The organism is Spirosoma foliorum (assembly GCF_014117325.1).
In the GTDB taxonomy this organism is placed as follows: Bacteria; Bacteroidota; Bacteroidia; order Cytophagales; family Spirosomataceae; genus Spirosoma; species Spirosoma foliorum.
In genome coordinates this window covers 7,731,908-7,754,487 of sequence record NZ_CP059732.1, presented here as the reverse complement: position 1 = coordinate 7,754,487, position 22,580 = coordinate 7,731,908, and the positions used below count along the sequence as shown (strand labels likewise).

At 47.0% G+C, this 22,580-nt stretch carries 34 protein-coding genes and 1 riboswitch; of the genes, 30 read left to right on the top strand and 4 right to left on the bottom strand.

Annotated features, from left to right (window positions below):
* Window positions 1–3: 3 nt before the first annotated feature.
* The 3 genes from H3H32_RS32690 to H3H32_RS32680 all read right to left on the bottom strand — a co-directional run bounded on the left by H3H32_RS32690 (window position 4) and on the right by H3H32_RS32680 (window position 5,201).
* Window positions 4–1,956 carry a TonB-dependent receptor plug domain-containing protein gene (locus H3H32_RS32690; protein ID WP_240543566.1) on the bottom strand — a complete coding sequence of 651 codons (1,953 nt, stop codon included), beginning with the start codon at window positions 1,954–1,956 and terminating at the stop codon, window positions 4–6.
* Window positions 1,957–2,045: 89 nt separating this feature from the next.
* Window positions 2,046–2,330: riboswitch (cobalamin riboswitch) on the bottom strand.
* Between the two features lie 104 nt (window positions 2,331–2,434).
* The gene (locus tag H3H32_RS32685; RefSeq protein ID WP_182459906.1) at window positions 2,435–3,811 is read right to left on the bottom strand and encodes a M16 family metallopeptidase; all 1,377 of its coding nucleotides are present in this window, start codon (window positions 3,809–3,811) and stop codon (window positions 2,435–2,437) included.
* Between the two features lie 46 nt (window positions 3,812–3,857).
* Window positions 3,858–5,201 carry a M16 family metallopeptidase gene (locus tag H3H32_RS32680; protein WP_182459905.1) on the bottom strand — a complete coding sequence of 448 codons (1,344 nt, stop codon included), beginning with the start codon at window positions 5,199–5,201 and terminating at the stop codon, window positions 3,858–3,860.
* A 212-nt stretch (window positions 5,202–5,413) separates the two neighbouring features.
* On the opposite strand from H3H32_RS32680, the gene H3H32_RS32675 reads away from it, so the two are divergent.
* Genes H3H32_RS32675 through H3H32_RS32665 form a run of 3 tightly spaced genes read left to right on the top strand, consistent with a single transcriptional unit; the run spans window position 5,414 to window position 7,152 of the window.
* Window positions 5,414–5,767 (top strand): PadR family transcriptional regulator, encoded by a 354-nt coding sequence (locus H3H32_RS32675; RefSeq protein ID WP_182459904.1) that lies wholly within the window; start codon window positions 5,414–5,416, stop codon window positions 5,765–5,767.
* A 17-nt stretch (window positions 5,768–5,784) separates the two neighbouring features.
* Window positions 5,785–6,318, top strand: coding sequence for a hypothetical protein (locus H3H32_RS32670; protein WP_182459903.1), 534 nt, complete (start codon window positions 5,785–5,787; stop codon window positions 6,316–6,318).
* Window positions 6,319–6,378: 60 nt separating this feature from the next.
* The gene (locus H3H32_RS32665) at window positions 6,379–7,152 is read left to right on the top strand and encodes an SDR family oxidoreductase (protein ID WP_182459902.1); all 774 of its coding nucleotides are present in this window, start codon (window positions 6,379–6,381) and stop codon (window positions 7,150–7,152) included.
* An 85-nt stretch (window positions 7,153–7,237) separates the two neighbouring features.
* Here H3H32_RS32665 and H3H32_RS32660 read toward each other — a convergent pair whose 3' ends face one another.
* Window positions 7,238–8,182 (bottom strand): sugar phosphate isomerase/epimerase family protein, encoded by a 945-nt coding sequence (locus H3H32_RS32660; protein WP_182459901.1) that lies wholly within the window; start codon window positions 8,180–8,182, stop codon window positions 7,238–7,240.
* Between the two features lie 219 nt (window positions 8,183–8,401).
* Here H3H32_RS32660 and tnpA point away from each other — a divergent pair, with 219 nt between their 5' ends.
* The 27 genes from tnpA (at window position 8,402) to rpsK (ending at window position 22,578) form a co-directional block, all read left to right on the top strand.
* Window positions 8,402–8,863, top strand: coding sequence for an IS200/IS605 family transposase (tnpA, locus tag H3H32_RS32655; RefSeq protein WP_182459900.1), 462 nt, complete (start codon window positions 8,402–8,404; stop codon window positions 8,861–8,863).
* Window positions 8,864–9,448: 585 nt separating this feature from the next.
* A complete protein-coding gene (gene rplC, locus H3H32_RS32650; RefSeq protein WP_182459899.1) occupies window positions 9,449–10,069 on the top strand; it encodes a 50S ribosomal protein L3 in 621 nt (206 codons plus the stop codon).
* A 3-nt stretch (window positions 10,070–10,072) separates the two neighbouring features.
* Window positions 10,073–10,702, top strand: a complete 630-nt coding sequence (gene rplD, locus H3H32_RS32645) for a 50S ribosomal protein L4 (protein WP_182459898.1) — start codon at window positions 10,073–10,075, stop codon at window positions 10,700–10,702.
* A gap of 2 nt (window positions 10,703–10,704) precedes the next feature.
* Window positions 10,705–10,992 (top strand): 50S ribosomal protein L23, encoded by a 288-nt coding sequence (rplW, locus tag H3H32_RS32640; RefSeq protein WP_182459897.1) that lies wholly within the window; start codon window positions 10,705–10,707, stop codon window positions 10,990–10,992.
* Window positions 10,993–11,022: 30 nt separating this feature from the next.
* Window positions 11,023–11,847 carry a 50S ribosomal protein L2 gene (gene rplB / locus H3H32_RS32635; protein WP_182459896.1) on the top strand — a complete coding sequence of 275 codons (825 nt, stop codon included), beginning with the start codon at window positions 11,023–11,025 and terminating at the stop codon, window positions 11,845–11,847.
* A 9-nt stretch (window positions 11,848–11,856) separates the two neighbouring features.
* Window positions 11,857–12,135 (top strand): 30S ribosomal protein S19, encoded by a 279-nt coding sequence (rpsS, locus tag H3H32_RS32630; RefSeq protein WP_012930238.1) that lies wholly within the window; start codon window positions 11,857–11,859, stop codon window positions 12,133–12,135.
* A gap of 119 nt (window positions 12,136–12,254) precedes the next feature.
* A complete protein-coding gene (gene rplV / locus H3H32_RS32625) occupies window positions 12,255–12,647 on the top strand; it encodes a 50S ribosomal protein L22 (RefSeq protein ID WP_182459895.1) in 393 nt (130 codons plus the stop codon).
* A gap of 7 nt (window positions 12,648–12,654) precedes the next feature.
* Window positions 12,655–13,551 carry a 30S ribosomal protein S3 gene (rpsC, locus tag H3H32_RS32620; protein WP_182459894.1) on the top strand — a complete coding sequence of 299 codons (897 nt, stop codon included), beginning with the start codon at window positions 12,655–12,657 and terminating at the stop codon, window positions 13,549–13,551.
* A gap of 100 nt (window positions 13,552–13,651) precedes the next feature.
* The gene (rplP, locus tag H3H32_RS32615) at window positions 13,652–14,083 is read left to right on the top strand and encodes a 50S ribosomal protein L16 (RefSeq protein ID WP_157583694.1); all 432 of its coding nucleotides are present in this window, start codon (window positions 13,652–13,654) and stop codon (window positions 14,081–14,083) included.
* A gap of 21 nt (window positions 14,084–14,104) precedes the next feature.
* Window positions 14,105–14,299 carry a 50S ribosomal protein L29 gene (gene rpmC / locus H3H32_RS32610; protein ID WP_182459893.1) on the top strand — a complete coding sequence of 65 codons (195 nt, stop codon included), beginning with the start codon at window positions 14,105–14,107 and terminating at the stop codon, window positions 14,297–14,299.
* Window positions 14,300–14,311: 12 nt separating this feature from the next.
* A complete protein-coding gene (gene rpsQ / locus H3H32_RS37975) occupies window positions 14,312–14,674 on the top strand; it encodes a 30S ribosomal protein S17 (RefSeq protein ID WP_182459892.1) in 363 nt (120 codons plus the stop codon).
* A 3-nt stretch (window positions 14,675–14,677) separates the two neighbouring features.
* Complete coding sequence (gene rplN / locus H3H32_RS32600) at window positions 14,678–15,046, top strand: 50S ribosomal protein L14 (RefSeq protein ID WP_018618706.1); 369 nt, start codon at window positions 14,678–14,680, stop codon at window positions 15,044–15,046.
* A gap of 3 nt (window positions 15,047–15,049) precedes the next feature.
* Window positions 15,050–15,406 carry a 50S ribosomal protein L24 gene (rplX, locus tag H3H32_RS32595; protein ID WP_157583696.1) on the top strand — a complete coding sequence of 119 codons (357 nt, stop codon included), beginning with the start codon at window positions 15,050–15,052 and terminating at the stop codon, window positions 15,404–15,406.
* A gap of 15 nt (window positions 15,407–15,421) precedes the next feature.
* Window positions 15,422–15,976 carry a 50S ribosomal protein L5 gene (rplE, locus tag H3H32_RS32590; RefSeq protein WP_182459891.1) on the top strand — a complete coding sequence of 185 codons (555 nt, stop codon included), beginning with the start codon at window positions 15,422–15,424 and terminating at the stop codon, window positions 15,974–15,976.
* A gap of 23 nt (window positions 15,977–15,999) precedes the next feature.
* Window positions 16,000–16,269 carry a 30S ribosomal protein S14 gene (gene rpsN / locus H3H32_RS32585; RefSeq protein WP_106137346.1) on the top strand — a complete coding sequence of 90 codons (270 nt, stop codon included), beginning with the start codon at window positions 16,000–16,002 and terminating at the stop codon, window positions 16,267–16,269.
* Window positions 16,270–16,359: 90 nt separating this feature from the next.
* Window positions 16,360–16,758: a 30S ribosomal protein S8 gene (rpsH, locus tag H3H32_RS32580; RefSeq protein ID WP_157583698.1), complete on the top strand. Its 399-nt coding sequence runs from the start codon at window positions 16,360–16,362 to the stop codon at window positions 16,756–16,758.
* A gap of 13 nt (window positions 16,759–16,771) precedes the next feature.
* Window positions 16,772–17,329, top strand: a complete 558-nt coding sequence (rplF, locus tag H3H32_RS32575) for a 50S ribosomal protein L6 (protein ID WP_182459890.1) — start codon at window positions 16,772–16,774, stop codon at window positions 17,327–17,329.
* Window positions 17,330–17,437: 108 nt separating this feature from the next.
* Window positions 17,438–17,791, top strand: a complete 354-nt coding sequence (gene rplR / locus H3H32_RS32570) for a 50S ribosomal protein L18 (protein ID WP_182459889.1) — start codon at window positions 17,438–17,440, stop codon at window positions 17,789–17,791.
* Between the two features lie 3 nt (window positions 17,792–17,794).
* Window positions 17,795–18,313 (top strand): 30S ribosomal protein S5, encoded by a 519-nt coding sequence (gene rpsE, locus H3H32_RS32565; RefSeq protein WP_182459888.1) that lies wholly within the window; start codon window positions 17,795–17,797, stop codon window positions 18,311–18,313.
* Between the two features lie 19 nt (window positions 18,314–18,332).
* Window positions 18,333–18,512 (top strand): 50S ribosomal protein L30, encoded by a 180-nt coding sequence (gene rpmD / locus H3H32_RS32560; protein ID WP_046577840.1) that lies wholly within the window; start codon window positions 18,333–18,335, stop codon window positions 18,510–18,512.
* 94 nt (window positions 18,513–18,606) lie between these two features.
* Entirely contained in the window at window positions 18,607–19,083 is a 477-nt protein-coding gene (rplO, locus tag H3H32_RS32555) for a 50S ribosomal protein L15 (protein ID WP_182459887.1), read from the top strand.
* Window positions 19,084–19,115: 32 nt separating this feature from the next.
* Window positions 19,116–20,432 (top strand): preprotein translocase subunit SecY, encoded by a 1,317-nt coding sequence (gene secY / locus H3H32_RS32550; RefSeq protein ID WP_182459886.1) that lies wholly within the window; start codon window positions 19,116–19,118, stop codon window positions 20,430–20,432.
* Between the two features lie 32 nt (window positions 20,433–20,464).
* Window positions 20,465–21,277 (top strand): type I methionyl aminopeptidase, encoded by an 813-nt coding sequence (map, locus tag H3H32_RS32545; RefSeq protein ID WP_182459885.1) that lies wholly within the window; start codon window positions 20,465–20,467, stop codon window positions 21,275–21,277.
* A gap of 6 nt (window positions 21,278–21,283) precedes the next feature.
* Window positions 21,284–21,502 (top strand): translation initiation factor IF-1, encoded by a 219-nt coding sequence (gene infA / locus H3H32_RS32540; protein ID WP_009284801.1) that lies wholly within the window; start codon window positions 21,284–21,286, stop codon window positions 21,500–21,502.
* 84 nt (window positions 21,503–21,586) lie between these two features.
* Window positions 21,587–21,703, top strand: a complete 117-nt coding sequence (gene ykgO, locus H3H32_RS32535; protein ID WP_018618719.1) for a type B 50S ribosomal protein L36 — start codon at window positions 21,587–21,589, stop codon at window positions 21,701–21,703.
* Window positions 21,704–21,705: 2 nt separating this feature from the next.
* Window positions 21,706–22,083, top strand: coding sequence for a 30S ribosomal protein S13 (gene rpsM, locus H3H32_RS32530; protein WP_182459884.1), 378 nt, complete (start codon window positions 21,706–21,708; stop codon window positions 22,081–22,083).
* A 99-nt stretch (window positions 22,084–22,182) separates the two neighbouring features.
* On the top strand, window positions 22,183–22,578 hold the full coding sequence (gene rpsK, locus H3H32_RS32525) for a 30S ribosomal protein S11 (protein WP_182459883.1): 396 nt from the start codon (window positions 22,183–22,185) through the stop codon (window positions 22,576–22,578).
* Window positions 22,579–22,580 lie beyond the last annotated feature (2 nt).

Below are 22,580 nucleotides of genomic sequence, written 5' to 3'. Positions count from 1 at the left end.
GAATTATAAAGAAGGAAAATTGATAATTAAATTGATGGCCCAGTTTCGGCCCGGAAGTGCGTTTCGTTTCACGCCTATCAGCAGCGCGTCGAACACATTATTGACCTGCCCCTGAATTCGAACCGGAACTGAATGCCAGCGGGCCGTGTGCTCCAATAACACATTGGTCAATGTAGTTCCTTTAAAAAACTGAGTATTGTCGAAGGTGATATACCGACGGGAATTGGCCTGCATTTGTACACTAAGGCGCGTTTGGCCGTGTTGCACGTAGGTATTGAGTGTTCCGGTATGAAGCGGCACATACACCAATTGTTTCCCGATCACATCCTGAGAATAGGCATCATAGGCCCGCTCCTGCGATGAACGGGTCAGCGCATACCCAAGGCGCAGGCCTGCGCGCCAGTTATTCTGGACATAGGTCAGATTAGTCGTAAACTCAATGCCCCGAGCAACTACCAATTGTAGGTTTTCGACGTGGTAATTATTGGTCGGATTCCAATAGGTCCAATTGTCAACGCGGTTGTGATAGCCCGTCAACTCAGTCGTCAGGTTAATTCGATCAGATAAGGGTGTATTAGCCGCTAAACCGCCCTCGAAATTCAATCCACTTTCAGGTAAAAGATTTGGGTTACCTAAATCAATCCAGTAGCGTTCGTTCAAGGTTGGAACGCGGTAATTTCGGCTTACCGAGCCTTTGGCCGTCAACTTAAATCGGTCACGCTGCACAAGCTGATATTCGGCACCAACTGAGGGCGTAATGGGTGGATTGAATCGCGTTACAAACGCCTGTCGAATATTGGCTGATACGAGCCAGCGCGTCGTTTGGTAACGTAAGAGTGCATACAAATCACCTCGATCTTCCTGAATCAACTGCCCTCCGTAACCATCTGTTCGAGTCCGGTAATGCGACCATTCACCGCCCACGCGCAGGTTCAATTGCCGATTTGTACCAGACAAAAGCTGAAACTCGCGCTCTGCCCGACTAATTAGCCGCTCGGTTTCGGTATGACTTGGCGTATTGAAATTTCCTTTGGCATAGTCGAGCACATCGCGAATCCAGCCCACCCGAAACGTCATCCGATTGGCCTCATAGGTAGCCAGCAACCGTGCCGACTGTGTTCTCGTGCGTTCGCGGGCAATAGTATCCTGGGGCGTAATAATTAAATCATTGTCAGTTACCCAGGTATTGATGGAAAGCTGTCGGCCGCTTTTATGCAGAAAATAGAGATCCTGGATAAATCCACGCTGGGCCGTTGTCGATGGCTCCAGAAAATAATGCTGACGTTCGGTGTACGGATAAGCGTTATTGAACTGATTTCGGTAAGCAAATGTCTTACCCGAAAGTTTCCAGCTGTCTCCCAAAGTCGCGCCATAACGTAACCCCAGCTGCGTCTGGTTATTCTGAAAGCTGGCTAATTGTAACCCAAGCGTCGCCCGTATACCCGATTGCCAGCCTGGCGTACTACCCAGGAGAATACTCCCTCCTACTGCATCGGAACCTACTGCACTCGCCGAAGAACCATATTGCACGGCTAGTTTATCGAACCCGGCAACGGGTAGTGTAGAAAAATCCGTCTGACCGAGATTCGGTTGATTGATATTGATACCATTCCAGAGAACAGCGGTATGATTGGCCGATGTGCCCCGAAACGAAACCGTTGCCAACTGACCAGGGCCATAGTTTTTGAAAGCCAAGGGCGTGTTAAGCGTCAAAAGATCGGTTAACGACCCAAATCGAAATTGAAGCAATGTCGTCGAATCGATTCGCTGGAGTTTCTGGCCCGCCAGGAATCGCTCAGGCGCAATAGCGCGCACCGTTACCGCCGATAAAGATACGGTCGTTCCTAAACGACTCGACGGAATCGCCAACGAATCGGTTTGTGCGAAACTGCTATGCCCTATAAACAGGGCAATAGCCAGCATCAATACCCAACCATGACGGGCTTGCTTTACCACTATAACTTCTGAACAATGTGTACATCTCGATGCATCGGGCCAAAGTCTGACCGTTAGCACGCGGTTGGGGTGTTTCCTCCGAACACCAGAACAACGGATGGTTTTGGGCAGGTCTCCTGGCTCGTCTTGTCGGTTCAAGCCTTCCCGTGTTGAGAACAAACACAGTGGCTACGAAGAATGAACCGATTTTAATGGATAATGAATAATGATCAATGTAAAATGGCTGTAACCCCATTATGCATTCTACATTATAAATTATGCATTTTAGTAAGACTTACAGTTGCGGGGACAGCGCTGGTCTTGCACCAACTTCCCTATTAAGCCTTGAAAGTCACCACGAAATGACGTCAGGCACCTAAAACTCAGGACAAAGGTAGGGGAAATTTATGGAATAGATGTAACGTGGACATCCTGTCCGCATAGCCACATGATAAATTGTAAGTCAGTGACTATGCGGACAGGATGTCCGCGTTACTTTTTAAAAACCGTCGGCTTTGATTTCTTTCTCCGTAACGGTGCCGTATTTCTTCACCTTATCACGAATGGCTTCGGCTTTACCAATCAGGACAAACTGGAGGGTATTCTTTGGAAAATACTGATCAATAATCTGGCGGGTTTTAGCCACCGTCAGTCCATCGACGTTCTTCTGGAAATTGTTGATGAACGATTCATCAAAACCCATACTGAACATATCTGTCAACAGGTTCGCTAATTCGCTGGCCGATTCGTACTTCGGAGGGAAGTCAGCTTTCACGTAGTTTTTAGCCGATGTTAAGGTTTTCTCATCAATACCCGTCCGATGCAAACTATCGAGTACCTGCAACGCCATGTCGATGGCCTGCGTGGTCGTACTAACCTTGGTAAATGTTGAAATGGCGAATGTGCCACTTTTACGATAAGTCCCGAAACGACTTCCGGCTCCGTAAGTCAACCCTGAATTTACCCGCAACGCATCATTTAGCCAGGACGTGAACCGGCCGCCTAGAATCGTATTGACAACCGTGACCGGTATAAAATCAGGGTTATTTTGCGTAATGCCTTTTCCACCAATCAGAAACGTTGTTTCGCGGGCATCGTCCTTATTGACTAGTAAAACTCGGTTTTTATCGAACGAGAAAGCAGGTTCTGTGAGTGCTGGGGCAGTTGCCGGGGCCGTTTTCCAGCTTCCGAACAACTCGGTTACCCGTTTTTTCATCTCTGCCGTATTGAAGTCGCCTACAATAGCAATAGCGGCCCGATCTGCCGTGTAGTATTTCTGATAAAACTGCCGGGCATCGCTTGCCGAAACGGCTGAAACAGAACTGGGAGTACCGGTCAGCGGGTTCGCATAAGGATGGCCTTCGTACACAAACCGGTTGAAATAGGAATTGACCACTCCGCGCGGACTTTCTTTCTGTTGGGTTAACTGAAGTAGTTGCCGCTGTTTGTACTTATCGAATTCTGCCTGATCGAAAGTTGGTTTTGTGATCACATCCTGAATAATATCGAACAACAGATCCTGATCCTTAACGGCAAATGACGAGGTCAGTTTAGCCACTTCTTTACCGGCATAGGTATCCACACTAGCGCCAACGTACTCGATTTTCTCTTCGAGCTGCGACTTCGTGTATTTTGAACTGCCGAACAGAATAGCTTCTGCCGTCATATTCGACAATCCATAGCGGCTTCCGTCCTGCACGGCACCAGCATCGAAAACGGCCGAGACATTGATAAGCGGCACTTCATGCTGCTCCATCAAATAAACCGTCAGGCCATTTTTGAGCTTGAATTTCTGATAAGGCGGTACCTTAAACGTCTGCGCCAACGATGCGCCCGTTAGTAATACCGCGGTAAGTAGAGTAAGTATCGATTTCATATATAGCGAAACCTATAAGGTTTTGAAGACCTTATAGGTTTAAGGATTAATTGTTTTTAACGGGATTCGTTTTAGGCTCTGGCAAAAGATAACCCACCGTGCGATTACGACTTGTCAAATAGGTTCTGGCCACGCGCTGCACATCTTCTTTGGTTACTTTCTCGTAGAGAGCGGGGGCTTCGTATAACTTTTTGTAATCGCCGAAAAACAACTCGTACGTCCCCAATGAATTCGCCTTTCCATTGATCGACTCCATGGTGTGATAGAACTCCATTAATTTCTGATTCTTCAGCTTTTGCAGTTCTACATCTGTAATCCCTTCGTTGATTACCTTATCAATCTGATTCAATACCGATCGTTCAAGTTGCTCAGCCGATATGTTACTGGCCGCAATAGCATAAATCGAGAACAAGCTCGGATCGAACGACTGATCCATATTAGTAAATACGCGTGATGCGATGGTAGAATCAAGGACCAGCGACTTCACTAAACGCGATGAATTTCCAGAGCTAAGTACACCACTCAGCAAGTCGAGGGCGTAATAATCTGGGTGCCGAGTGGCGGGCGTGTGGTAAGCCAGCAGAATATTAGGTGTGGCTATGTCTTTATAAGTCGTTGCCCGCCGTTCGCCATTTTGGGGAGGCTCTACAGTCCGCAAGCTATCGGGCAGTTTCTGAGCCGGAATGGGTTCAATATACTGCTCAGCCAATTTTTTAACCTGCGCAGCAGTCACGTCGCCCACCACCACGACAACCGCATTATTGGGCGAATAATAGGTCTTGAAGTATTTCTCAAGATCGGCCTGCGTCCATTTTTTAATATCCGACTCAAAGCCAATTACCGGAAACATGTATGGGTGTTCCACAAAAGCCACCGACTGGACCAATTCATTAATGACTCGGTAGTTACTATTCTCCAACCCCGTACTGCGTTCCGATAAAACGACACCCCGCTCACTCTCCACCATTTTAGGGTCAATGGCTAAATCCCGGATGCGATCCGCTTCCAGATCAAAGATTGTTTCGAGCGCACCACTCTGAAACCAGTCGGTGTAAACCGTATTGTTTTCGGTCGTGTAAGCGTTGTTAGACCCCCCATTGGCTTCCATAACACGGTCGAACTGCTTAGGGCCGTACTTTTTGGCGCCGTTGAACATCATGTGCTCAAAGAAGTGGGATAAGCCCGTTATGCCATGCACTTCGTTACGAGAGCCAACTTTCCAGAATGAATAGAAATTTGCGTTCGGAATCGAATGGTCTTCGAGAACCATGAATTTCATCCCGTTTTTGAGCGTAAAGGTTTGTACGTCCTCCGGCTTAGGCTTATTCTGTGCCAAGAGACTGCCCGCCACGAGCGTCAACCCGACCAGCAGCCCGATTCGTTTGTTCATAAGTGTAGTTTTAATTGGGAAATCTAAAATTACTGGTCAAACAGGGGATTGCCAAAAAAGAGCTTTCTCCATCTGATCAATAGACAGGTACGAAACCCCTTGCGTTGCGCTCAATAATCACATTACTTAAAAAAACGCAACTATTTACTTGTATATTTAATTTTCTTATATATATTCGTTACAGAAAATAGCACGGGTAATCCCGTTTAGTTATGGAACAGGTCAGTAGTGAATTTTTACGGGGCACGTTGAAGACAATCGTCTTGAAACTACTCTCCGAACAAGATAAAATGTATGGCTATCAGATAACCCAGGCCGTTAAGGAGCGGACTCAGGGTGAGCTTACACTGACGTTTGGGGCACTGTATCCAGTTCTTCACAAGCTGGAGCAGGAAGGGTTGCTGATAAACGAATCGATTGAGGTCGATGGTCGTCTACGCAAGTATTATTCACTGACAGATAGTGGTGCGCAGATGGCCATTAAGAAGGTCTCTGAGTTCGAGAATTTTGTCAGTTATATGCAACAGTTATTTCAAACACCTCCTAATCTGGCTTATGGCAATTGACTAAATCCTTTACGTTTATGGAAAAGCTACATCCCAACCAAATCGACTATATTCATAAGTATCTGCTCCAAAGCGGTCTTTCTGGCGAACTGCTCACCGAATTACTTGACCATCTTATTTGCGAAGTTGAACATTACCTCTGGATTGGCCTTCCTTTTGAAGCTGCCCTCAACAAAACCCTACAGGATGCAAACGCCGATTCGGTCCAGAAGCTCCGTAAGCTTTATCACCAGGAATTAGCTTTTTCAGAGGAGCAACTAGCCAAAGCCAGTCTGGACGATATTCTGTTTCAGTTTCGGAACAAATCATACGGAGCCTACTCATTGCGACAATCGTATCAGAAGACACTCGTGTATGCCCTTGGGGGTGCCTTAGGGCTTGGGCTGATGATGATTGCCTTTTTGCATTTGATTAGTCAAAAAACCTGGTCCTACTGGAGTCCTTGGGGCGTGGTATGGATTATCGGAGTTGGAGCAGTCACGGCAGCCATAGTCATGTATTTCCTGCAACAGGAACGTTGGGAGCCCGTATCTGATCAGAAGAGCAGTTAAGTTATGGTTTATAATTCAGGCTGCGTAGTTTTATGACGCAACCTCGAATTACATCCTTACATGACTCAATCTCTCTGGTCGCTAAGCGGCCAACGCGCCCTCGTAACGGGCGGCACTAAAGGAATCGGAGAAGCTATTGTCCGGCAATTTCTGGACTTGGGCGCATCTGTGTTTATCGTCGCCCGCGATAATGATTTACTTCAGCAACAGTTAGACGCCTATCGGCAACAGGGCCACGTAGTTGATGGATTAGCGGTTGACATGAGTAAACACGGCATAGCTGCTCAGGTTATTGAAACGGTCAGCGAGAAGTGGGGAAGCCTGGATATTCTGGTCAATAATGCCGGAACCAATATCCGTAAAGCCACCGCCGATTATAGCTCTACCGATTATGAACATGTTCTGAATACCAATCAGCGCTCGGCCTACGAGTTAAGTCAGGCGGCTTATCCACTTCTCAAAGCGTCCGTTAGTGGTGGGAAGATCGTGATGATTTCGTCGGTATCGGGTTTGGCGCATACCAGCAGTGGTTCTCTTTACGGCATGTCTAAAGCCGCTATGCTTCAACTTACCCGTAATTTGGCGGTTGAATGGGCTGCCGATGGCATTCGTGTAAATGCCGTTGCTCCGTGGTATATAAGAACCCCTTTAGCGACACCAGTGCTCACTAATCCTGAAAAGTTGGCTGGCATCCTCAAACGAACGCCCATGAATCGCATTGGCGAGCCCGAAGAAATAGCCTCCGTTGTCTCCTTCCTATGCATGCCTGCTTCTAGTTATGTAACAGGCCAGACAATTTCGGCCGATGGTGGCTTACTAGCCTGGGCCTATTAAAAATAGTCAAAGGTGGTCAGGAATGGTCAAGAATTGATAAACAATACCAGATCATTCCTGACCACCCTTGACTATCTCTGAACTTCTATACGCCAGCAACCATAGCTTTCATTTTCGCCATGGCTGTGTTCGCCACAACCTGAGCTTCCTGCGCGTAGTACATTTTATTGAATACCTCCAAAGACAATACTATTGGACGATCTGGGCGCTTGATGAGTTTCAATGTTTCCTTGATTGGTGCAACGCCATCCCCTGGGAATACCCGATCGGCATCAGTAATTTTTTCTCGTGTAAAATCGGCGGTATAGTCATTGACGTGGAAAACCTCAATGGCTGGCTTACCAACCAGTGGTAAACTCACGTTACCAGAGCCGCCTTTGTAGAGGTGATATATATCCAGCAGCACTCGTGCCGACGGATGCCCGCTTTCAATAGCCACGAACATGACCTCGCCCAGTCGGCTTAAGTTGGGCGAAAAGCCCCATAATTCCAGTTGAGGAACAACTCCCGTTTTATCGCCTATTTCCAGAATAGCCCGATACCGTTCGGCCGCTTTGTATAAATCAATTTTAGGACTTCCCGGCGATTGCGCACCGATTGGTGGCGTAGCGACCCGCTTACAACCTACCTCGGCCAACATCTCCATCTCGCTTTTGAGCTGAGCAACGCCCTTGGCACGAGCAGCTTCATCATCTATAATCCAGGGAGCAAATCCAATGGCATTTTCAACTTTTATTCCAGTATCACTCAGAACTTTACGAGCATCTGCCGTAGTTGCTCCGCTTTTCAGATAAGTCTGTAACGTTTCAACCCATATTTCAACCGATCGGAATCCAGCTTTTGAAGCCACTTCCAGTTCCTTTACAAAGCCAAGTTTATGCCCACGAATCGTGCTCATATTCAGGCAAAGCGTGAAGGAAGGCTGTGCAGTTGGAACAGGCATAGCATCCAGCGAATTAGAGGAAAAAGATGCGCCTACAGAGGCAGTCAGAGCCGCCAGCGTTTGACGACGAGTGATAGATTGAGACATGAACGAACCGGATTCAGGCGTTTTGCGATACGTAGTACTAAATGACAAAACGAGTTAAACCTACTGCTTACCGGCTCTTCACAGTTTTCAAATTCCTTCCATTACAATTGTCAATTCGCCCCCAAGTCGCATAGCGACTAAATGTTTGTAGAATATTAAGCATCCCACGATTTCACTGGTCGCATAGCGACCGAACCAATACTTGGCCGTCTAATCCACATGCCAAACACATATACCCAAATCTACTTACATACCGTTTTCGCGGTTAAACATCGCTATGGGCTTATTCAATCAGCTTGGAAGGAAGAATTGTATCAATATATGACCGGTATTGCGCAAAACCAAGGCCACAAAATGTTAGCGATTAACGGAATGCCTGACCATATCCACGTTTTCATTGGGATCAATCCAAAACAATCCATTTCTGAATTAATGCAAGATTTGAAAGGTGATTCGTCGAAATGGATTAATAATAAGCGCTTGATCAAGGGGTATTTCGAGTGGCAGACAGGTTATGGTGCTTTTTCGCACAGCCATTCACAAATTGATTCGGTCGTTAAGTATATCATGAACCAGGAAGAGCATCACAGAAAGCGTACATTTATAGAGGAGTATGTATCATTTTTAGACAAATTTAACGTGCCTTACGACGAGCGTTATATATTCAAACAGCCAGAATAGTTGATGTTATCATTCCGGCGCTACGCGACGATGGGGTGTGGGCCGATGCTATTTCTACAAACATTAGGTCGCTAACGCGACTGAACGTCCAAACTCGCTTATGGACTCTAAACTTATCATTGGTATTCTTAGTCGCGTTAGCAACCTAATGTTTGTAGCACACAAAGCAGTTCCTCTTATTTCCTTGTCGCATAGCGACCGAACAATTTATCATTGAACCTTACCGAAACACCAATAAAACCCTGTCAAAACTTTTCTTTAAAATAATTTTTCTATTTCTCCTAACTATTTCTTACTTTTGCAGTCCCAAACTCGGAACATCGAGTCTAACGACATACGAGGGTGAAGGTCCGTAAGGAAACCACATCTGACTTATTAAGCAAACAAACCTTGCGTTGCATTGTATTGTCTGCTATTTGAGGTCAGGTGCAACGCGCCCGACCTTTTTTTATGTTGTTTTTGGGCTGATTGTTAAGCAGATATAGGATTCATTCAAATATTTGCCTAATTTTGCGGCCCGATTCGGAAGGTCCGAGTTGGAAAATGAATACCTATTTTTTACCTGCTTACTTTAAACAAACACAAATGTCTGGTTTAATTGGCAAGAAAATCGGGATGACCAGCGTGTACAATGCGGACGGGCAGGCTCTGGCATGTACAGTGATTGAGACGGGTCCCTGTGTTGTAACTCAAGTTCGTAGCCTCGAGAAAGATGGCTACACAGCTGTGCAGCTGGGTTATGGCGACAAAAAAGAAAAGCACAGCAACAAGCCGGAGTTGGGCCACTTCAAAAAAGCTGGTACCACACCTAAGCGCAAACTGGTTGAATTCAAAGAATTCACACAAGAGCTTAATTTAGGTGAAACCCTCACGGTAGCCGACGTATTTACTGAAGCCGACTTCGTTGACGTAGTTGGAACAGCTAAAGGTCGTGGTTTCCAGGGCGTTGTGAAACGTCATGGATTCGGTGGTGTAGGCGGTCAAACGCACGGTCAGCACAACCGGGGTCGTCACCCAGGTTCGATCGGTGCCTGCTCGTTCCCATCGCGCGTGTTCAAAGGTCTTCGTATGGCTGGCCGGATGGGCGGTAACCGCGTTAAGGTTCAAAACCTGCGCGTATTGCGTGTTCTGCCTGAGCAAAACCTGCTCGTTGTTAGCGGTTCGATTCCCGGAGCCAAAAATTCATACGTTATTATTGAGAAATAGGCCATGGAAGTAAGCGTATATAACAGCAAAGGCGTAGACACAGGCAAAAAGGTCACCCTTCCGGAGGAGGTTTTCGGTATCGAGCCGAACCAACACGCGATTTACCTCGACGTGAAACAATACCTGGCTAACCAACGTCAGGGAACGCACAAAGCGAAAGAACGTGCTGAAAATGCACACTCAACTCGCAAACTGAAGAAGCAAAAAGGTACAGGTGGTGCTCGTGCTGGTAGTGCCAAATCACCAGTATTCGTAGGTGGTGGTACAATTTTCGGACCTCGCCCCCGGGATTACAGCTTCAAACTGAACAAAAAAGTGAAAGCCCTGGCTCGCCAGTCGGCCTACGCTGTAAAAGCAAAAGCTGAGAAGATTTCAGTTATCGACAGCATCACGCTGGAAGCACCCCGCACAAAAGATTACATTCAATTCCTGAGTGATCTGAACCTGACGGGTCGTAAAACGCTGCTGATCCTGCCCGACGTAAATACAAACGTTGTATTGTCGAGCCGGAACGTGCAGAAAGCGAAAGTGACCACAGCGTCGCAGGTGAACACCTACGATCTGATGAACGCCGACCAACTGCTCATCAGCGAAGAAGCGCTGTCAACCATCCAAACGTTGTTCGAAAAATAATCATGAGCGTACTGAAACGACCAATCGTCACCGAAAAAATGACGGGCCTTAACAAGCAAGGGAAGTATGCTTTTGAGGTTGAACTAAAAGCCAACAAACTCGAAATCGGCAAAGCCATCGAGAAAATGTATGGCGTAAACGTTGAGGCTGTAAATACCTTCCGGGTTTTCGGAAAGAAACGCAGCAAGAACATCAACGGACGTGTTGTATCGGGTAAGACCCCAACCACTAAGAAAGCAATTGTTACGGTGGCAGAAGGCGAAGTAATTGATATCTACGCTGACCTGTAAACCGAGCATTGCTCTACCAATTAATCAGTCATGGGAGTTAAAAAACTAAGACCAATAACGCCGAGTACACGTTTTCGCGTGGCACCCGACTTTGCGGAAATAACAGCCTCTAAGCCAGAGAAAAGTCTGCTAGAGCCCATTAAGAGAACCGGTGGCCGTAATAACGAAGGGCACCGCACTATGCGCTACATTGGAGGAGGTCACAAACGGCACTACCGTATCATTGACTTCAAGCGCGATAAAGTCGGCCAACCTGCCGAAGTTTTGACTGTAGAATACGATCCAAACCGTTCTGCACGCATCTCTCTGGTGCAATATGCTGACGGCGAAAAACGCTACATCATTGCACCACAAGGTATTAGTGTTGGCCAGACGATTCAGTCAGGCGAAGGTTCTACCCCCGACGTAGGTAACGCGCTTCCATTAGCCGCTATGCCAATCGGTACCATCGTTCACAACATTGAGCTGACACCTGGTAAAGGTGGCGCAATGGCTCGTTCGGCTGGTACGTATGCTCAATTAGTAGGTCGTGAAGACAAGTACGCTATCCTGCGTCTTCCTTCGGGCGAAACTCGTCGGGTATTAAGTGCTGGTATGGCAACGGTTGGTTCGGTATCTAACCCCGACCACATGAACGTTGTTGTGGGTAAAGCAGGTCGGAACCGTTGGTTAGGTCATCGTCCCCGCGTTCGTGCGGTTGTGATGAACCCTGTCGATCACCCAATGGGTGGTGGTGAAGGTCGGGCATCCGGTGGTCACCCACGCTCACGCAATGGCCAGTTCGCTAAAGGTCAAAAGACCCGCAACAAGAACAAGGCATCTGAAAGCATGATTATTAGCCGACGCAAAAAGTAACAGATAACAATGGCACGTTCACTCAAAAAAGGCCCATATATTGATTTCCGTCTGGACAATAAAGTTCAGGCTCAGAATGATTCGGGCAAGAAATCGGTCATCAAAACCTGGTCGCGTCGTTCGATGATTTCGCCGGATTTCGTAGGCCACACCTTCGCCGTTCACAACGGCAACAAGTTTATCCCGGTTTATGTAACGGAAAACATGGTAGGTCACAAGCTCGGCGAATTCTCGCCAACTCGTAACTTCCGGGGACACACCGCAAAGAAAGACAAGGGCAAACGATAAACTAAAGTTGAAAAGTTAGAACGTTGAAAAGACATAAAGTTGCGGTGACCCGCCGGGACTTACGCAAACAACAAACTTTACAACCTAATAACTCGACAACTTTACAACTCACATTTTAAATGGAAGCAGTAGCAAAACTTAAAGATGTGCCCACGTCGCCCCGTAAGATGCGGATAATTGCCGACCTCATTCGTGGTCAGCGCGTTAGCCGGGCGTTGGGTCTGTTAAAATATCAGCCACAGGCTGGTGCCGGTGTATTGCAGAAAGTGCTTTTATCGGCCGTTGCCAACTGGCAGCAGAAAAATGAAGATGAGCGTATCGAAGACGCTGATCTTTACGTAAAAACGATTTTTGTTGATGGAGGTCCGATGCTGAAGCGTCTTCGTCCAGCTCCACAAGGTCGTGGTCACCGGATTCGGAAGCGGTCAAACCACATTACAATCGTGGTTGACAGTGCAGCTCAATCAGTATTGACAGCGGCAGAAGCAGAAACCCCTGAAAACGAACAATAATTAAGAAATGGGACAAAAAATAAATCCAGTTGGCCTGCGACTTGGTATTGTTCGGGGCTGGGAATCGAGCTGGTACGGCGGCAAAGAGTTTGCTGATAAACTCGTTGAAGACGAGAAAATCCGCAAATATGTAGCAGCCCGTATTCCGAAAGGAGCCATTGCTCGGGTAGTTATCGAGCGTACCCTAAAACGGGTTACTCTCACGATTCACACAGCCCGTCCGGGTATTGTAATCGGTAAAGGCGGTGGTGAGGTCGATAAGATCAAAGAAGAGTTGAAAAAGATCACGGGCAAAGATGTCCAGATCAATATCTTCGAAATCAAACGGCCTGAAATCGATGCTAAATTGGTTGGCGAAGCTATCGCTCAGCAGTTACAGGCTCGTATTTCGTTCCGTCGTGCTATGAAGCAGGCTATCCAGTCAGCTCTTCGCGTAGGTGCTCAAGGTATCAAAGTAAAAGTATCAGGTCGTTTAGGTGGTGCTGAAATTGCCCGCTCAGAGCAGTACAAAGAAGGTCGTGTACCTCTTCATACGCTTCGTGCCGATATCGATTACGCAATCTCTGAAGCCCAAACTGTTTACGGTAAAATCGGCATCAAAGTGTGGATTTTCAAAGGCGAAGTTTATGGCAAGCGTGATCTGTCTCCATCAGCTATGATGAGCCAGGCACAAGCCGGTGAACGCACAGCCTCTGCCAACGATCGTGGCGATCGTCGGGGACCACGTGGCGACCGTGATGGTAACGAACGGGGTGGCCGCAATCGCGGTGAGCGTGGAGCCAATGACCGTGGTGGCAACCGTGGCGGTGGCCAGGGCGGTAATCGCGGTGGTGGCCAGGGTGGCAATCGTGGCGGTGGCCAAGGTGGCAATCGCGGTGGTGGCCAAGGTGGACCAAGACGATAAACGAGTTCCAAGTTTCGTTGTTTCAAGTTACCGGTTTATTCACAGACTTGAACCATCAACTTGAAACCTGAAACATTGAACGCTAACTGATAACAGAAAAATGTTACAGCCAAAAAGAACTAAATTCCGTAAACAGCATAAAGGAAGGATTCCAGGTATCGCATCGCGCGGTCATGAGATTTCTTTCGGTACGTTCGCTATCAAATCGCTGGAACCAGGTCGGATTACCGCCCGCCAGATTGAAGCCGCTCGTATTTCCGTAACCCGGGCCATGAAACGTGAAGGCCAGGTTTGGATTCGTATTTTCCCAGACAAGCCGATCACCAAGAAACCGGCTGAAGTACGGATGGGTAAAGGTAAAGGTGCTCCCGAGTATTGGGTAGCCGTAGTGAAACCCGGCACGATTATGTTCGAAACAACGGGAGTTGATTTAGCAACGGGTATGGAAGCCCTTCGCTTAGCCGCTCAGAAGTTGCCCGTTCGGACCAAGTTTGTAGTCCGGCGCGATTATCAGGAGCAAGGCGAAGAGTAGTATCCCTAAGCGACGAACAAGATGAAAAAAGAAGATTTGAAAGGATTGTCGGCGGATGCCTTACGTGCTGAAATTGGTGCGGAACAGGATCGCCTGCTGAAACTGAAGTTTGCTCATGCTGTGTCTCCTATCGAGAACCCCATGCGCATCCGCGAGAGCCGCAAACGGATTGCTCGCCTGCACACAGAACTGACAGTTAAATCGCGGCAAGCCTAATAAGACACGACGATGGAAGAGCAACAAGCACCAGCACCACAGGAGGAAGTAACAACTCCAGTGGCAGCAACAGAACAGCCGAAAGCAGCCGCTCCAGCAACGAGCGAAGCGAAATCGGCATCGGAGCGTAACGCACGTAAAGAGCGTATCGGGCGGGTGACCAGCAATAAAATGCAGAAAACAATCACAGTTGCGATTGATCGCAAAGTGAAGCACCCGATGTATGGCAAGTTCATGAACAAGACCAAAAAATTGACGGTTCATGACGAGAAAAATGAGTGTGGTATCGGCGACACAGTTCGCGTAATGGAAACCCGCCCATTGAGCAAAAATAAGCGTTGGCGGTTAGTCGAAATCATCGAAAAAGCGAAGTAAGCCATGGTACAGCAAGAATCAAGATTAGGAGTAGCCGATAACAGTGGCGCTAAAGAAGTGCTGGTTATCCGAGTCCTGGGCGGTACGGGCAAACGGTATGCATCGGTCGGTGACAAGATTGTCGTGACAGTGAAGCAAGCCCTGTCGTCCAGCAGTATGAAAAAAGGTACGGTTTCGAAAGCCGTGGTTGTTCGGACTAAAAAGGAAGTACGCCGGAAAGATGGTTCGTACATCCGTTTTGAAGACAACGCAGCTGTGTTGCTCAACAACAACGATGAGCCGCGTGGTACTCGGATTTTCGGTCCTGTAGCCCGCGAATTGCGCGAGAAGCAGTTTATGAAAATCGTATCGTTAGCCCCAGAGGTATTGTAAGCAATGGAGAAGAAAATAACGCTACCGACACACAAATTCCACATCAAGACGGGCGATACGGTCGTCGTGATTGGTGGTAACTCGAAAGGGCAGCGCGGTGTAGTGAAAGAAGTAATTGTAGAGAAAGATCGTGCCCGTGTTGAGGGTGTGGCTATGATTACCAAACACTTGAAACCTACCGCTTCTAACCCACAGGGAAGTCTGGAAAAAACGGAAGGATCAATTCATATCAGTAATCTGAAATTGGTTGACCCTGCCACCGGCGAACCTACCCGTACGGGTCGTAAGTTGAATGAAAAGGGTAAACTGCAACGGTTCTCGAAAAAGACCGGCAATTTCATCCCCGACGTCCGTAAATAATAAAGGTCTAAGAGAATGGCAACGCCAAGACTGAAAGAAAAATATTTAAACGAAGTTGTACCTCAATTGAAGGACAAGTTTCAGTACAAGTCGGTTATGCAAGTACCCCGCTTGACGAAGATTGTTGTCAATAAAGGTATTGGAGCCGCTGTCGCCGATAAAAAATTGGTTGACGTAGGTGTCGAAGAATTGACGACCATCACGGGTCAGAAAGCCGTTGCGACTTTGTCGAAAAAAGCGGTTTCTAACTTCAAACTGCGGGAGAAAATGCCCATCGGTGCGAAAGTGACCTTACGTGGTGAGAAAATGTATGAATTCCTTGATCGGTTGACAACGGTATCGTTGCCTCGCGTTCGTGACTTCAAAGGCATTAGCGACAAAGGGTTTGATGGCCGTGGTAACTACACGTTCGGCGTGCAGGAGCAGATTATCTTCCCAGAAATCAGCATCGATAAAGTAGCCCGTATTTCGGGGATGGACATCACGTTTGTGACGACCGCCAATACCGATAGCGAAAGCTACGAGCTGTTGAAAGCAATGGGCATGCCGTTTGCTAAAAGTGGTAAATAACAACCGACACAAAGGCTAAAACAATGGCAAAAGAATCAATCAAAGCACGGGAACGGAAACGCGAAGCGTTAGTTGCCAAATATGCTACGAAACGAGCTGCTCTGAAAGCAGCTGGTGATTACATCGGTCTGGACAAGCTTCCTAAAAATGCATCACCAGTTCGTCTGCACAATCGTTGCAAACTGACAGGTCGTCCACGGGGCTATATGCGCAAGTTTGGTATTTCGCGGGTAACCTTCCGGGAAATGGCATCAGCGGGTAAAATTCCAGGTGTAACTAAAGCAAGCTGGTAATTCCAGATTCCATTTCTATTTGTAATTCAGTTTCCGTAATTTTGCGAACTTTCTCAAAAAGAGAGATTTGCAAGTAACGCAACGCTAAGAATGAATACAGATCCAATAGCAGATTTTCTAACCCGCGTTAGAAATGCCATCCGGGCAAAGCACCGGGTTGTGGAGATCCCTGCTTCCAATATAAAGAAAGAAATTACCAAAGTTTTGTACGACAAAGGGTTCATCCAGAACTATAAGTTCGACGATAGCACTGCGCAAGGCACCATCAAAATTGCTTTGAAGTACAATCCAACAACGAAGCAATCGGCTATCGTTGATCTACAACGTATCAGCCGGCCAGGTCTACGTCAGTATCGGGGAGCCGATCATCTGCCACGTATCCTGAATGGTTTGGGCGTAGCGATCATCTCAACCTCTAAAGGTGTGATGACTGATAAAGAAGCGAAGACGCTGAACGTTGGTGGAGAAGTATTGTGTTACGTATATTAATCCGAACTGAACGATGTCACGCATAGGTAAGAAACCCATCGCCCTGCCCAGCAACGTAACGTTGTCTGTCGACGATCAAAACGTCGTTACGGTAAAAGGGCCTAAAGGCACCCTGCACCAAACAGTTGACCCGGACATTTCGGTAGCCATCGAAGAAGGTCAGATTCAAGTGTCCCGTCCAACGGAGCAGAAACGCCACAAAGCACTACACGGTCTGTATCGTTCGCTGGTTAGCAACATGGTACAAGGCGTTAGTGAAGGCTTTAAACTTAACCTCGAAGTTATTGGGGTAGGTTACAAAGCATCGGTTACTAATAATGTTCTTGAATTGCAACTTGGCTATTCACACAATGTGTACGTAGCAGTTCCTGAAGAGATCAAGGTAACGGCTGTAACCGAAAAAGGTCAGAATCCGAAAGTATATCTGGAAGGCTCAGACAAACAACTTCTTGGCGATGTAGCGGCTAAAATCCGTTCACTCCGTAAAGTTGAGCCCTATAAAGGCAAAGGTATCCGCTTCATCGGTGAGCAAGTTCGCCGGAAAGCTGGTAAATCTTCGTCTAAAAAATAAGTTTGTTTTAGGTTCCACGTTTCAAGTTCCACATTTAGTGATCGTACTTGAGACATGGAACCTGAAACTTGAAACTATAAACAGCCTATTTGGTCGGAATCAAATAACATGGCAACTACAAAACAAGAAAGAAGACAGCGGATCAAGTTTGGTATCCGGGCGAAAGTGTCCGGTACAGCCGAACGTCCTCGTCTATCAGTTTTCCGTTCTAATACGGGAATTTACGCACAACTTATCGATGACGTAACGGGCCACACGCTGGCAGCTGCATCGTCTGTTGAGTTGAAAAGCGAAATCGAAGGGAACACCCTCGAAACAGCGAAGAAAGTAGGTCAGCGTTTAGCTGAAAAAGCAGTTGCACAGAACATCAGCGCAGCTGTGTTCGACCGCAATGGCTACTTATATCACGGTAAAGTAAAAGCACTGGCCGATGCAGCCCGCGAGGGTGGCCTTAAGTTCTAAGCGATGAACATCAATTCAGCAAGACCGACAAAATTTAACGAAGCCGACCTGAAAGAAAAGGTTGTAGCCATCAATCGCGTAGCGAAGGTGGTAAAAGGTGGTCGCCGATTCAGCTTCTCGGCGATTGTCGTCGTCGGAGACGGTAACGGTGTCGTTGGTTACGGATTGGGCAAAGCCAATGAAGTAACGGACGCGATTGCAAAAGGAGTAGAAGACGCAAAGAAAAACCTGGTACAGGTTCCACTTCTGAAGCGTACCATTCCTCACGAAATGGAAGGCAAATTCAGTGGAGGCTTTGTCCTGCTGAAACCAGCTTCTCCAGGTACCGGTTTGATCGCTGGCGGTGCTATGCGCGCCGTTCTTGAGTCGGCTGGTATTCACGATATCCTGGCAAAATCGAAAGGGTCTTCTAACCCGCACAACGTGGTAAAAGCTACGCTTGATGCACTGCTTAAAATGCGGTTACCACATCAGGTTGCTTTCCAACGTCAGGTAAGTTTGGCAAAAGTATTTAACGGTTAATTTAAACGGAGCAACAGACATGGCACGAGTACGCATCACGCAGGTCAGCAGCACCATTAAACGGCCGCTATCTCAAAAAAATGCTATCAAGTCATTAGGCTTGGGCAAAATCAACCGCAGCGTCGAACTAGAATATAACGACGCGCTGAAGGGTGCAATCAATAAGGTGCAGCACCTGGTGAAAGTTGAAGAAATTTAAGTATCTTTGCGATTCTTTTGGTTTTCAGGCCTTTTTAACCTTGCGTTAGAGCTGGCTGAAAAGCCAAAAGAATCATCTTTTTACTAATATAGCAATGAATTTAAGCAACCTTAGACCGGCAAAAGGTTCCGTCAGAGAGCGCAAGCGAGTCGGACGCGGACAAGGATCAGGCATGGGCGGTACGTCTACGCGTGGTCACAAAGGAGCGCAATCGCGCTCAGGTTACAGTCGTAAGACACACTTCGAAGGTGGTCAGATGCCACTTCAACGTCGTGTGCCTAAGTTCGGCTTCAAAAATATCAACCGCGTCGAATACAAACCTCTCAACCTGGATGCTATTCAGGCATTGGTTGATGAGACCAAGGCAACGATCGTTGACATGGAATTCCTGCTTCAGCATGGTCTGGTTAGCAAGAAAGACCTTGTTAAAGTATTAAGCCGTGGTGAATTGACAACTGCCGTTGAAATCCACGCCCACGCTTTCTCAGCTAGCGCAAAAGAAGCTATTGAAAAAGCAGGTGGAAAGGCAATTGTGCCTACAAAAGAAGCGAAAGAAGAAGCAGCTAACTAAGTTGTGAGCACGGCAAAGACCGATCTACTTTTATGAACCGACTCATCACCACGTTCAAGAATATTTTTGCAATTGACGAGTTGCGGAGTCGAATCCTCAACACGCTGTTGTTCATTACGGCGTTTCGTCTCGGTTCAGCAATTGTGCTACCGGGCGTTGACCCCCAGAAACTGAATCTTAATCCGCAAGGGTTACTCGGTTTATTGGACACCTTTTTAGGTGGTGCGTTCAGTAAGGCTTCGATTTTTGCACTCGGTATCATGCCGTACATCTCGGCATCGATTGCTATTCAGTTACTCACGCTGGCTCTTCCTTACTTCCAGAAAATGCAGAAGGAAGGAGAGTCGGGTCGTAAGCGGCTGAACCAGATTACTCGGATATTAACGATTGGCGTAACAGCTGTACAGGCTATTACCTACGTTCGTACAACAATTCCACAGGAAGCACTTTTGATTGATCGCGGTTTATTCACGATCTCCTCATTATTTGTACTGACAGCAGGGACTATTTTCTGCATGTGGTTGGGCGAACGGATTACAGATAAAGGGATAGGTAACGGGATTTCCATGATCATCATGATTGGGATTGTATCTCGGCTTCCAGGTGCCATTATCGGTGAACAACAATCGAGAGGATCAGGTGGAATCCTGCTTTTCGTTTTGGAAATCGTTGCCTTATACTTTGTTGTTATGGGTGCCGTTGTATTGACGCAAGCCGTTCGTCGGATTCCGATTCAATATGCAAAGCAAGTCATTGGGAACAAAGTTGTTGGTGGACAGCGTCAGTACTTACCCCTAAAGTTGAATGCAGCCGGTGTAATGCCTATCATTTTCGCTCAGGCGTTAATGTTCATTCCAACTTATGTGGCAGGTCTGTTTGCTGAGAAGAGCGATTTTGCTGCTAGCGTACAAAATGCATTTCAGAGTTATACAACATGGCAGTACAATGTTCTGTTTGCCCTGCTGATCATCATCTTTACCTTCTTTTATACAGCTATCTCGGTTAACCCGGTTCAGATTGCTGATGATATGAAGCGTAGCGGTGGTTTTATTCCGGGTGTAAAACCAGGGATTCAGACCTCTGAATACATTGGTACAGTACTTGACCGTATTACGCTGCCTGGTGCTATTATGCTAGCTATTGTGGCGATTCTACCTGCAATTGCCAATCTATTAGGAATGACTAGTGGTTTTGCCCAATTCTTTGGTGGCACATCCCTGTTAATTATGGTAGGTGTTGTATTGGATACGCTTCAGCAAGTAGAAAGTTATCTGCTCATGCGTCGGTACGAAGGTCTGATGAAATCAGGTCGAGTACAGGGACGGACGAGCGAGACTGTAGCAGCTTAATTGAAATGGCCGGTTCTGATAAAAAGGAGAAGATGATTTTTTATAGAAGCGATGATGAAATTGCTTTGATAAAAATCAGTGCCCAGTTGCTCGGAAAAGCACATGCCGAAGTGGCAAAACTTATCCGGCCTGGTGTTACCACAAAGGAACTGGATATTGTTGCAGAAACGTTTATAAAGGATAATGGTGGTATCCCATCATTCTTAGGTTATAACAAGTTTCCGGCTTCACTCTGTATCTCGGTCAATGATGTGGTGGTTCATGGATTTCCAAGCCGCTACGAACTTCGCGACGGGGATATTATCTCGATTGACTGCGGTGTTAAACTGAACGGTTTTCATAGCGATAGCGCCTATACGTATCCCGTCGGCGATGTAAGTCCATCTGTTCGTCGGCTTTTAAGCCGAACAAAGGAGTCTCTTTATATCGGCTTAGGCCAAGCAATAGAAGGGAATCGGGTTGGCGATATCGGATATGCCATTCAGACCTACACTGAGAAGTTCGGTTATTCGGTAGTTCGGGAGTTAGTTGGTCATGGCGTTGGTCAGAACCTACACGAAGCGCCTGAAGTACCTAATTACGGAAAGCGAGGTCAGGGTCCCAAATTACGGGAAGGTATGATTTTGGCGATTGAGCCAATGATTAACTTCGGTAAGAAGGGAGTTGTGCAGGAACGCGATGGTTGGACTATTCGGACAGTTGATCGTAAACCTTCGGCTCACTTTGAACACACAGTAGCCGTTCGGAAAGGGAAACCCGAGATCTTAACCACCTTTGAATATATCGAAGCAGTTACCGCGAATACTAGCCTGATGGTCGATACACAGGAACTGATGGCAGTTTAAAGCAACATGGCAAAGCAGAATTCAATAGAACAAGACGGTGTGATTTTGGAGGCATTATCGAATGCAATGTTCCGGGTCGAATTGGCCAACAAGCATGAGGTAATTGCTCACATCTCTGGCAAAATGCGGATGAATTACATCAAAATTTTGCCCGGAGATCGCGTAAAGTTAGAAATGTCGCCTTATGATCTAAGTAAGGCAAGGATTGTGTATCGGTATAAATAATCGTTTGAAGTTTGTGGTTCGTAGTTTGAGGTTTACCCTCTGATAACTACAAACTTCAAACTACGAACTACAAACTTTTCAATCATGAAAGTTAAAGCGTCCATCAAAAAGCGCAGTGAAGACTGCAAAGTGATCCGGCGGAAAGGGAAGCTGTACGTGATCAACAAAAAGAATCCCCGTTACAAACAAAGACAAGGCTAAGCATGGCACGTATTGCAGGTGTTGATATTCCAGACAAGAAGCGTGGTGAAATCGCGCTAACTTACATCTACGGCATTGGTCGTAGCCGGGCTAAGAAAATCCTGACCGACGCTGGCATCAGTGTTGATAAGAAAGCCAATGAGTGGTCTGATGAAGAAGCGAGTGCGGTTCGTAACGCAATCTCGAATGAATACAAGGTAGAAGGCCAGTTACGTTCGGAAATTCAGTTGAGCATCAAACGTTTGATGGACATCGGCTGTTACCGGGGCTTACGTCACCGGAAAGGATTGCCGGTTCGTGGCCAGCATACCAAAAACAACTTACGTACCCGCAAAGGGAAGCGTAAGACAGTTGCTAACAAGAAGAAAGTAACTAAATAATTAATCGGTCGCTCATCGTCATACGGAGCATTTGAAGTCATTCTTAACTGATTGGCAAGTAATGATTCCCGGTGACACATTGACGATTACCTACAAACAATGGCTCAAGCAAAACGCAAAGACAAAGCGAAAAAGCGGGTGGTAGTTGTTGAACCCGTTGGTCAGGTGCACATCCGGGCTACGTTTAACAACATCATCATTTCGATCACCAACATGAACGGCCAGGTTATCTCCTGGGCATCTGCGGGTAAAATGGGCTTCCGTGGCTCAAAGAAAAACACCCCTTATGCTGCTCAAACAGCCGCTCAAAACTGTGCTGTCGTTGCCCACGATCTGGGTATGCGCAAAGCAGAAGTATTCGTGAAAGGTCCAGGATCAGGTCGTGAATCGGCTATCCGTACCATTCAGAATTCAGGTATCGAAGTAACAACGATTCGTGATATTACCCCGCTGCCGCACAATGGGTGCCGGCCGCCAAAACGTCGTCGCGTATAATT

What these genes read in the sequence shown, in the direction of transcription:
- rplB (WP_182459896.1), top strand. Translation starts at nt 11,023, where the DNA reads ATGGGAGTTAAAAAACTAAGACCAATAACGCCGAGTACACGTTTTCGC.
- rpmD (WP_046577840.1), top strand. Translation starts at nt 18,333, where the DNA reads ATGGCACGAGTACGCATCACGCAGGTCAGCAGCACCATTAAACGGCCG.
- rpsC (WP_182459894.1), top strand. Translation starts at nt 12,655, where the DNA reads ATGGGACAAAAAATAAATCCAGTTGGCCTGCGACTTGGTATTGTTCGG.
- rplE (WP_182459891.1), top strand. Translation starts at nt 15,422, where the DNA reads ATGGCAACGCCAAGACTGAAAGAAAAATATTTAAACGAAGTTGTACCT.
- rplV (WP_182459895.1), top strand. Translation starts at nt 12,255, where the DNA reads ATGGAAGCAGTAGCAAAACTTAAAGATGTGCCCACGTCGCCCCGTAAG.
- rplW (WP_182459897.1), top strand. Translation starts at nt 10,705, where the DNA reads ATGAGCGTACTGAAACGACCAATCGTCACCGAAAAAATGACGGGCCTT.
- H3H32_RS32665 (WP_182459902.1), top strand. Translation starts at nt 6,379, where the DNA reads ATGACTCAATCTCTCTGGTCGCTAAGCGGCCAACGCGCCCTCGTAACG.
- H3H32_RS32680 (WP_182459905.1), bottom strand. Translation starts at nt 5,201, where the DNA reads ATGAACAAACGAATCGGGCTGCTGGTCGGGTTGACGCTCGTGGCGGGC.
- rplN (WP_018618706.1), top strand. Translation starts at nt 14,678, where the DNA reads ATGGTACAGCAAGAATCAAGATTAGGAGTAGCCGATAACAGTGGCGCT.
- map (WP_182459885.1), top strand. Translation starts at nt 20,465, where the DNA reads ATGATTTTTTATAGAAGCGATGATGAAATTGCTTTGATAAAAATCAGT.
- infA (WP_009284801.1), top strand. Translation starts at nt 21,284, where the DNA reads ATGGCAAAGCAGAATTCAATAGAACAAGACGGTGTGATTTTGGAGGCA.
- rplO (WP_182459887.1), top strand. Translation starts at nt 18,607, where the DNA reads ATGAATTTAAGCAACCTTAGACCGGCAAAAGGTTCCGTCAGAGAGCGC.
- secY (WP_182459886.1), top strand. Translation starts at nt 19,116, where the DNA reads ATGAACCGACTCATCACCACGTTCAAGAATATTTTTGCAATTGACGAG.
- rpsE (WP_182459888.1), top strand. Translation starts at nt 17,795, where the DNA reads ATGAACATCAATTCAGCAAGACCGACAAAATTTAACGAAGCCGACCTG.
- H3H32_RS32660 (WP_182459901.1), bottom strand. Translation starts at nt 8,182, where the DNA reads ATGTCTCAATCTATCACTCGTCGTCAAACGCTGGCGGCTCTGACTGCC.
- H3H32_RS32670 (WP_182459903.1), top strand. Translation starts at nt 5,785, where the DNA reads ATGGAAAAGCTACATCCCAACCAAATCGACTATATTCATAAGTATCTG.
- rpmC (WP_182459893.1), top strand. Translation starts at nt 14,105, where the DNA reads ATGAAAAAAGAAGATTTGAAAGGATTGTCGGCGGATGCCTTACGTGCT.
- rplC (WP_182459899.1), top strand. Translation starts at nt 9,449, where the DNA reads ATGTCTGGTTTAATTGGCAAGAAAATCGGGATGACCAGCGTGTACAAT.
- rpsQ (WP_182459892.1), top strand. Translation starts at nt 14,312, where the DNA reads ATGGAAGAGCAACAAGCACCAGCACCACAGGAGGAAGTAACAACTCCA.
- rpsN (WP_106137346.1), top strand. Translation starts at nt 16,000, where the DNA reads ATGGCAAAAGAATCAATCAAAGCACGGGAACGGAAACGCGAAGCGTTA.
- H3H32_RS32685 (WP_182459906.1), bottom strand. Translation starts at nt 3,811, where the DNA reads ATGAAATCGATACTTACTCTACTTACCGCGGTATTACTAACGGGCGCA.
- rpsK (WP_182459883.1), top strand. Translation starts at nt 22,183, where the DNA reads ATGGCTCAAGCAAAACGCAAAGACAAAGCGAAAAAGCGGGTGGTAGTT.
- rplP (WP_157583694.1), top strand. Translation starts at nt 13,652, where the DNA reads ATGTTACAGCCAAAAAGAACTAAATTCCGTAAACAGCATAAAGGAAGG.
- rplR (WP_182459889.1), top strand. Translation starts at nt 17,438, where the DNA reads ATGGCAACTACAAAACAAGAAAGAAGACAGCGGATCAAGTTTGGTATC.
- rplF (WP_182459890.1), top strand. Translation starts at nt 16,772, where the DNA reads ATGTCACGCATAGGTAAGAAACCCATCGCCCTGCCCAGCAACGTAACG.
- tnpA (WP_182459900.1), top strand. Translation starts at nt 8,402, where the DNA reads ATGCCAAACACATATACCCAAATCTACTTACATACCGTTTTCGCGGTT.
- ykgO (WP_018618719.1), top strand. Translation starts at nt 21,587, where the DNA reads ATGAAAGTTAAAGCGTCCATCAAAAAGCGCAGTGAAGACTGCAAAGTG.
- rpsH (WP_157583698.1), top strand. Translation starts at nt 16,360, where the DNA reads ATGAATACAGATCCAATAGCAGATTTTCTAACCCGCGTTAGAAATGCC.
- rpsM (WP_182459884.1), top strand. Translation starts at nt 21,706, where the DNA reads ATGGCACGTATTGCAGGTGTTGATATTCCAGACAAGAAGCGTGGTGAA.
- H3H32_RS32675 (WP_182459904.1), top strand. Translation starts at nt 5,414, where the DNA reads ATGGAACAGGTCAGTAGTGAATTTTTACGGGGCACGTTGAAGACAATC.
- rpsS (WP_012930238.1), top strand. Translation starts at nt 11,857, where the DNA reads ATGGCACGTTCACTCAAAAAAGGCCCATATATTGATTTCCGTCTGGAC.
- rplD (WP_182459898.1), top strand. Translation starts at nt 10,073, where the DNA reads ATGGAAGTAAGCGTATATAACAGCAAAGGCGTAGACACAGGCAAAAAG.
- rplX (WP_157583696.1), top strand. Translation starts at nt 15,050, where the DNA reads ATGGAGAAGAAAATAACGCTACCGACACACAAATTCCACATCAAGACG.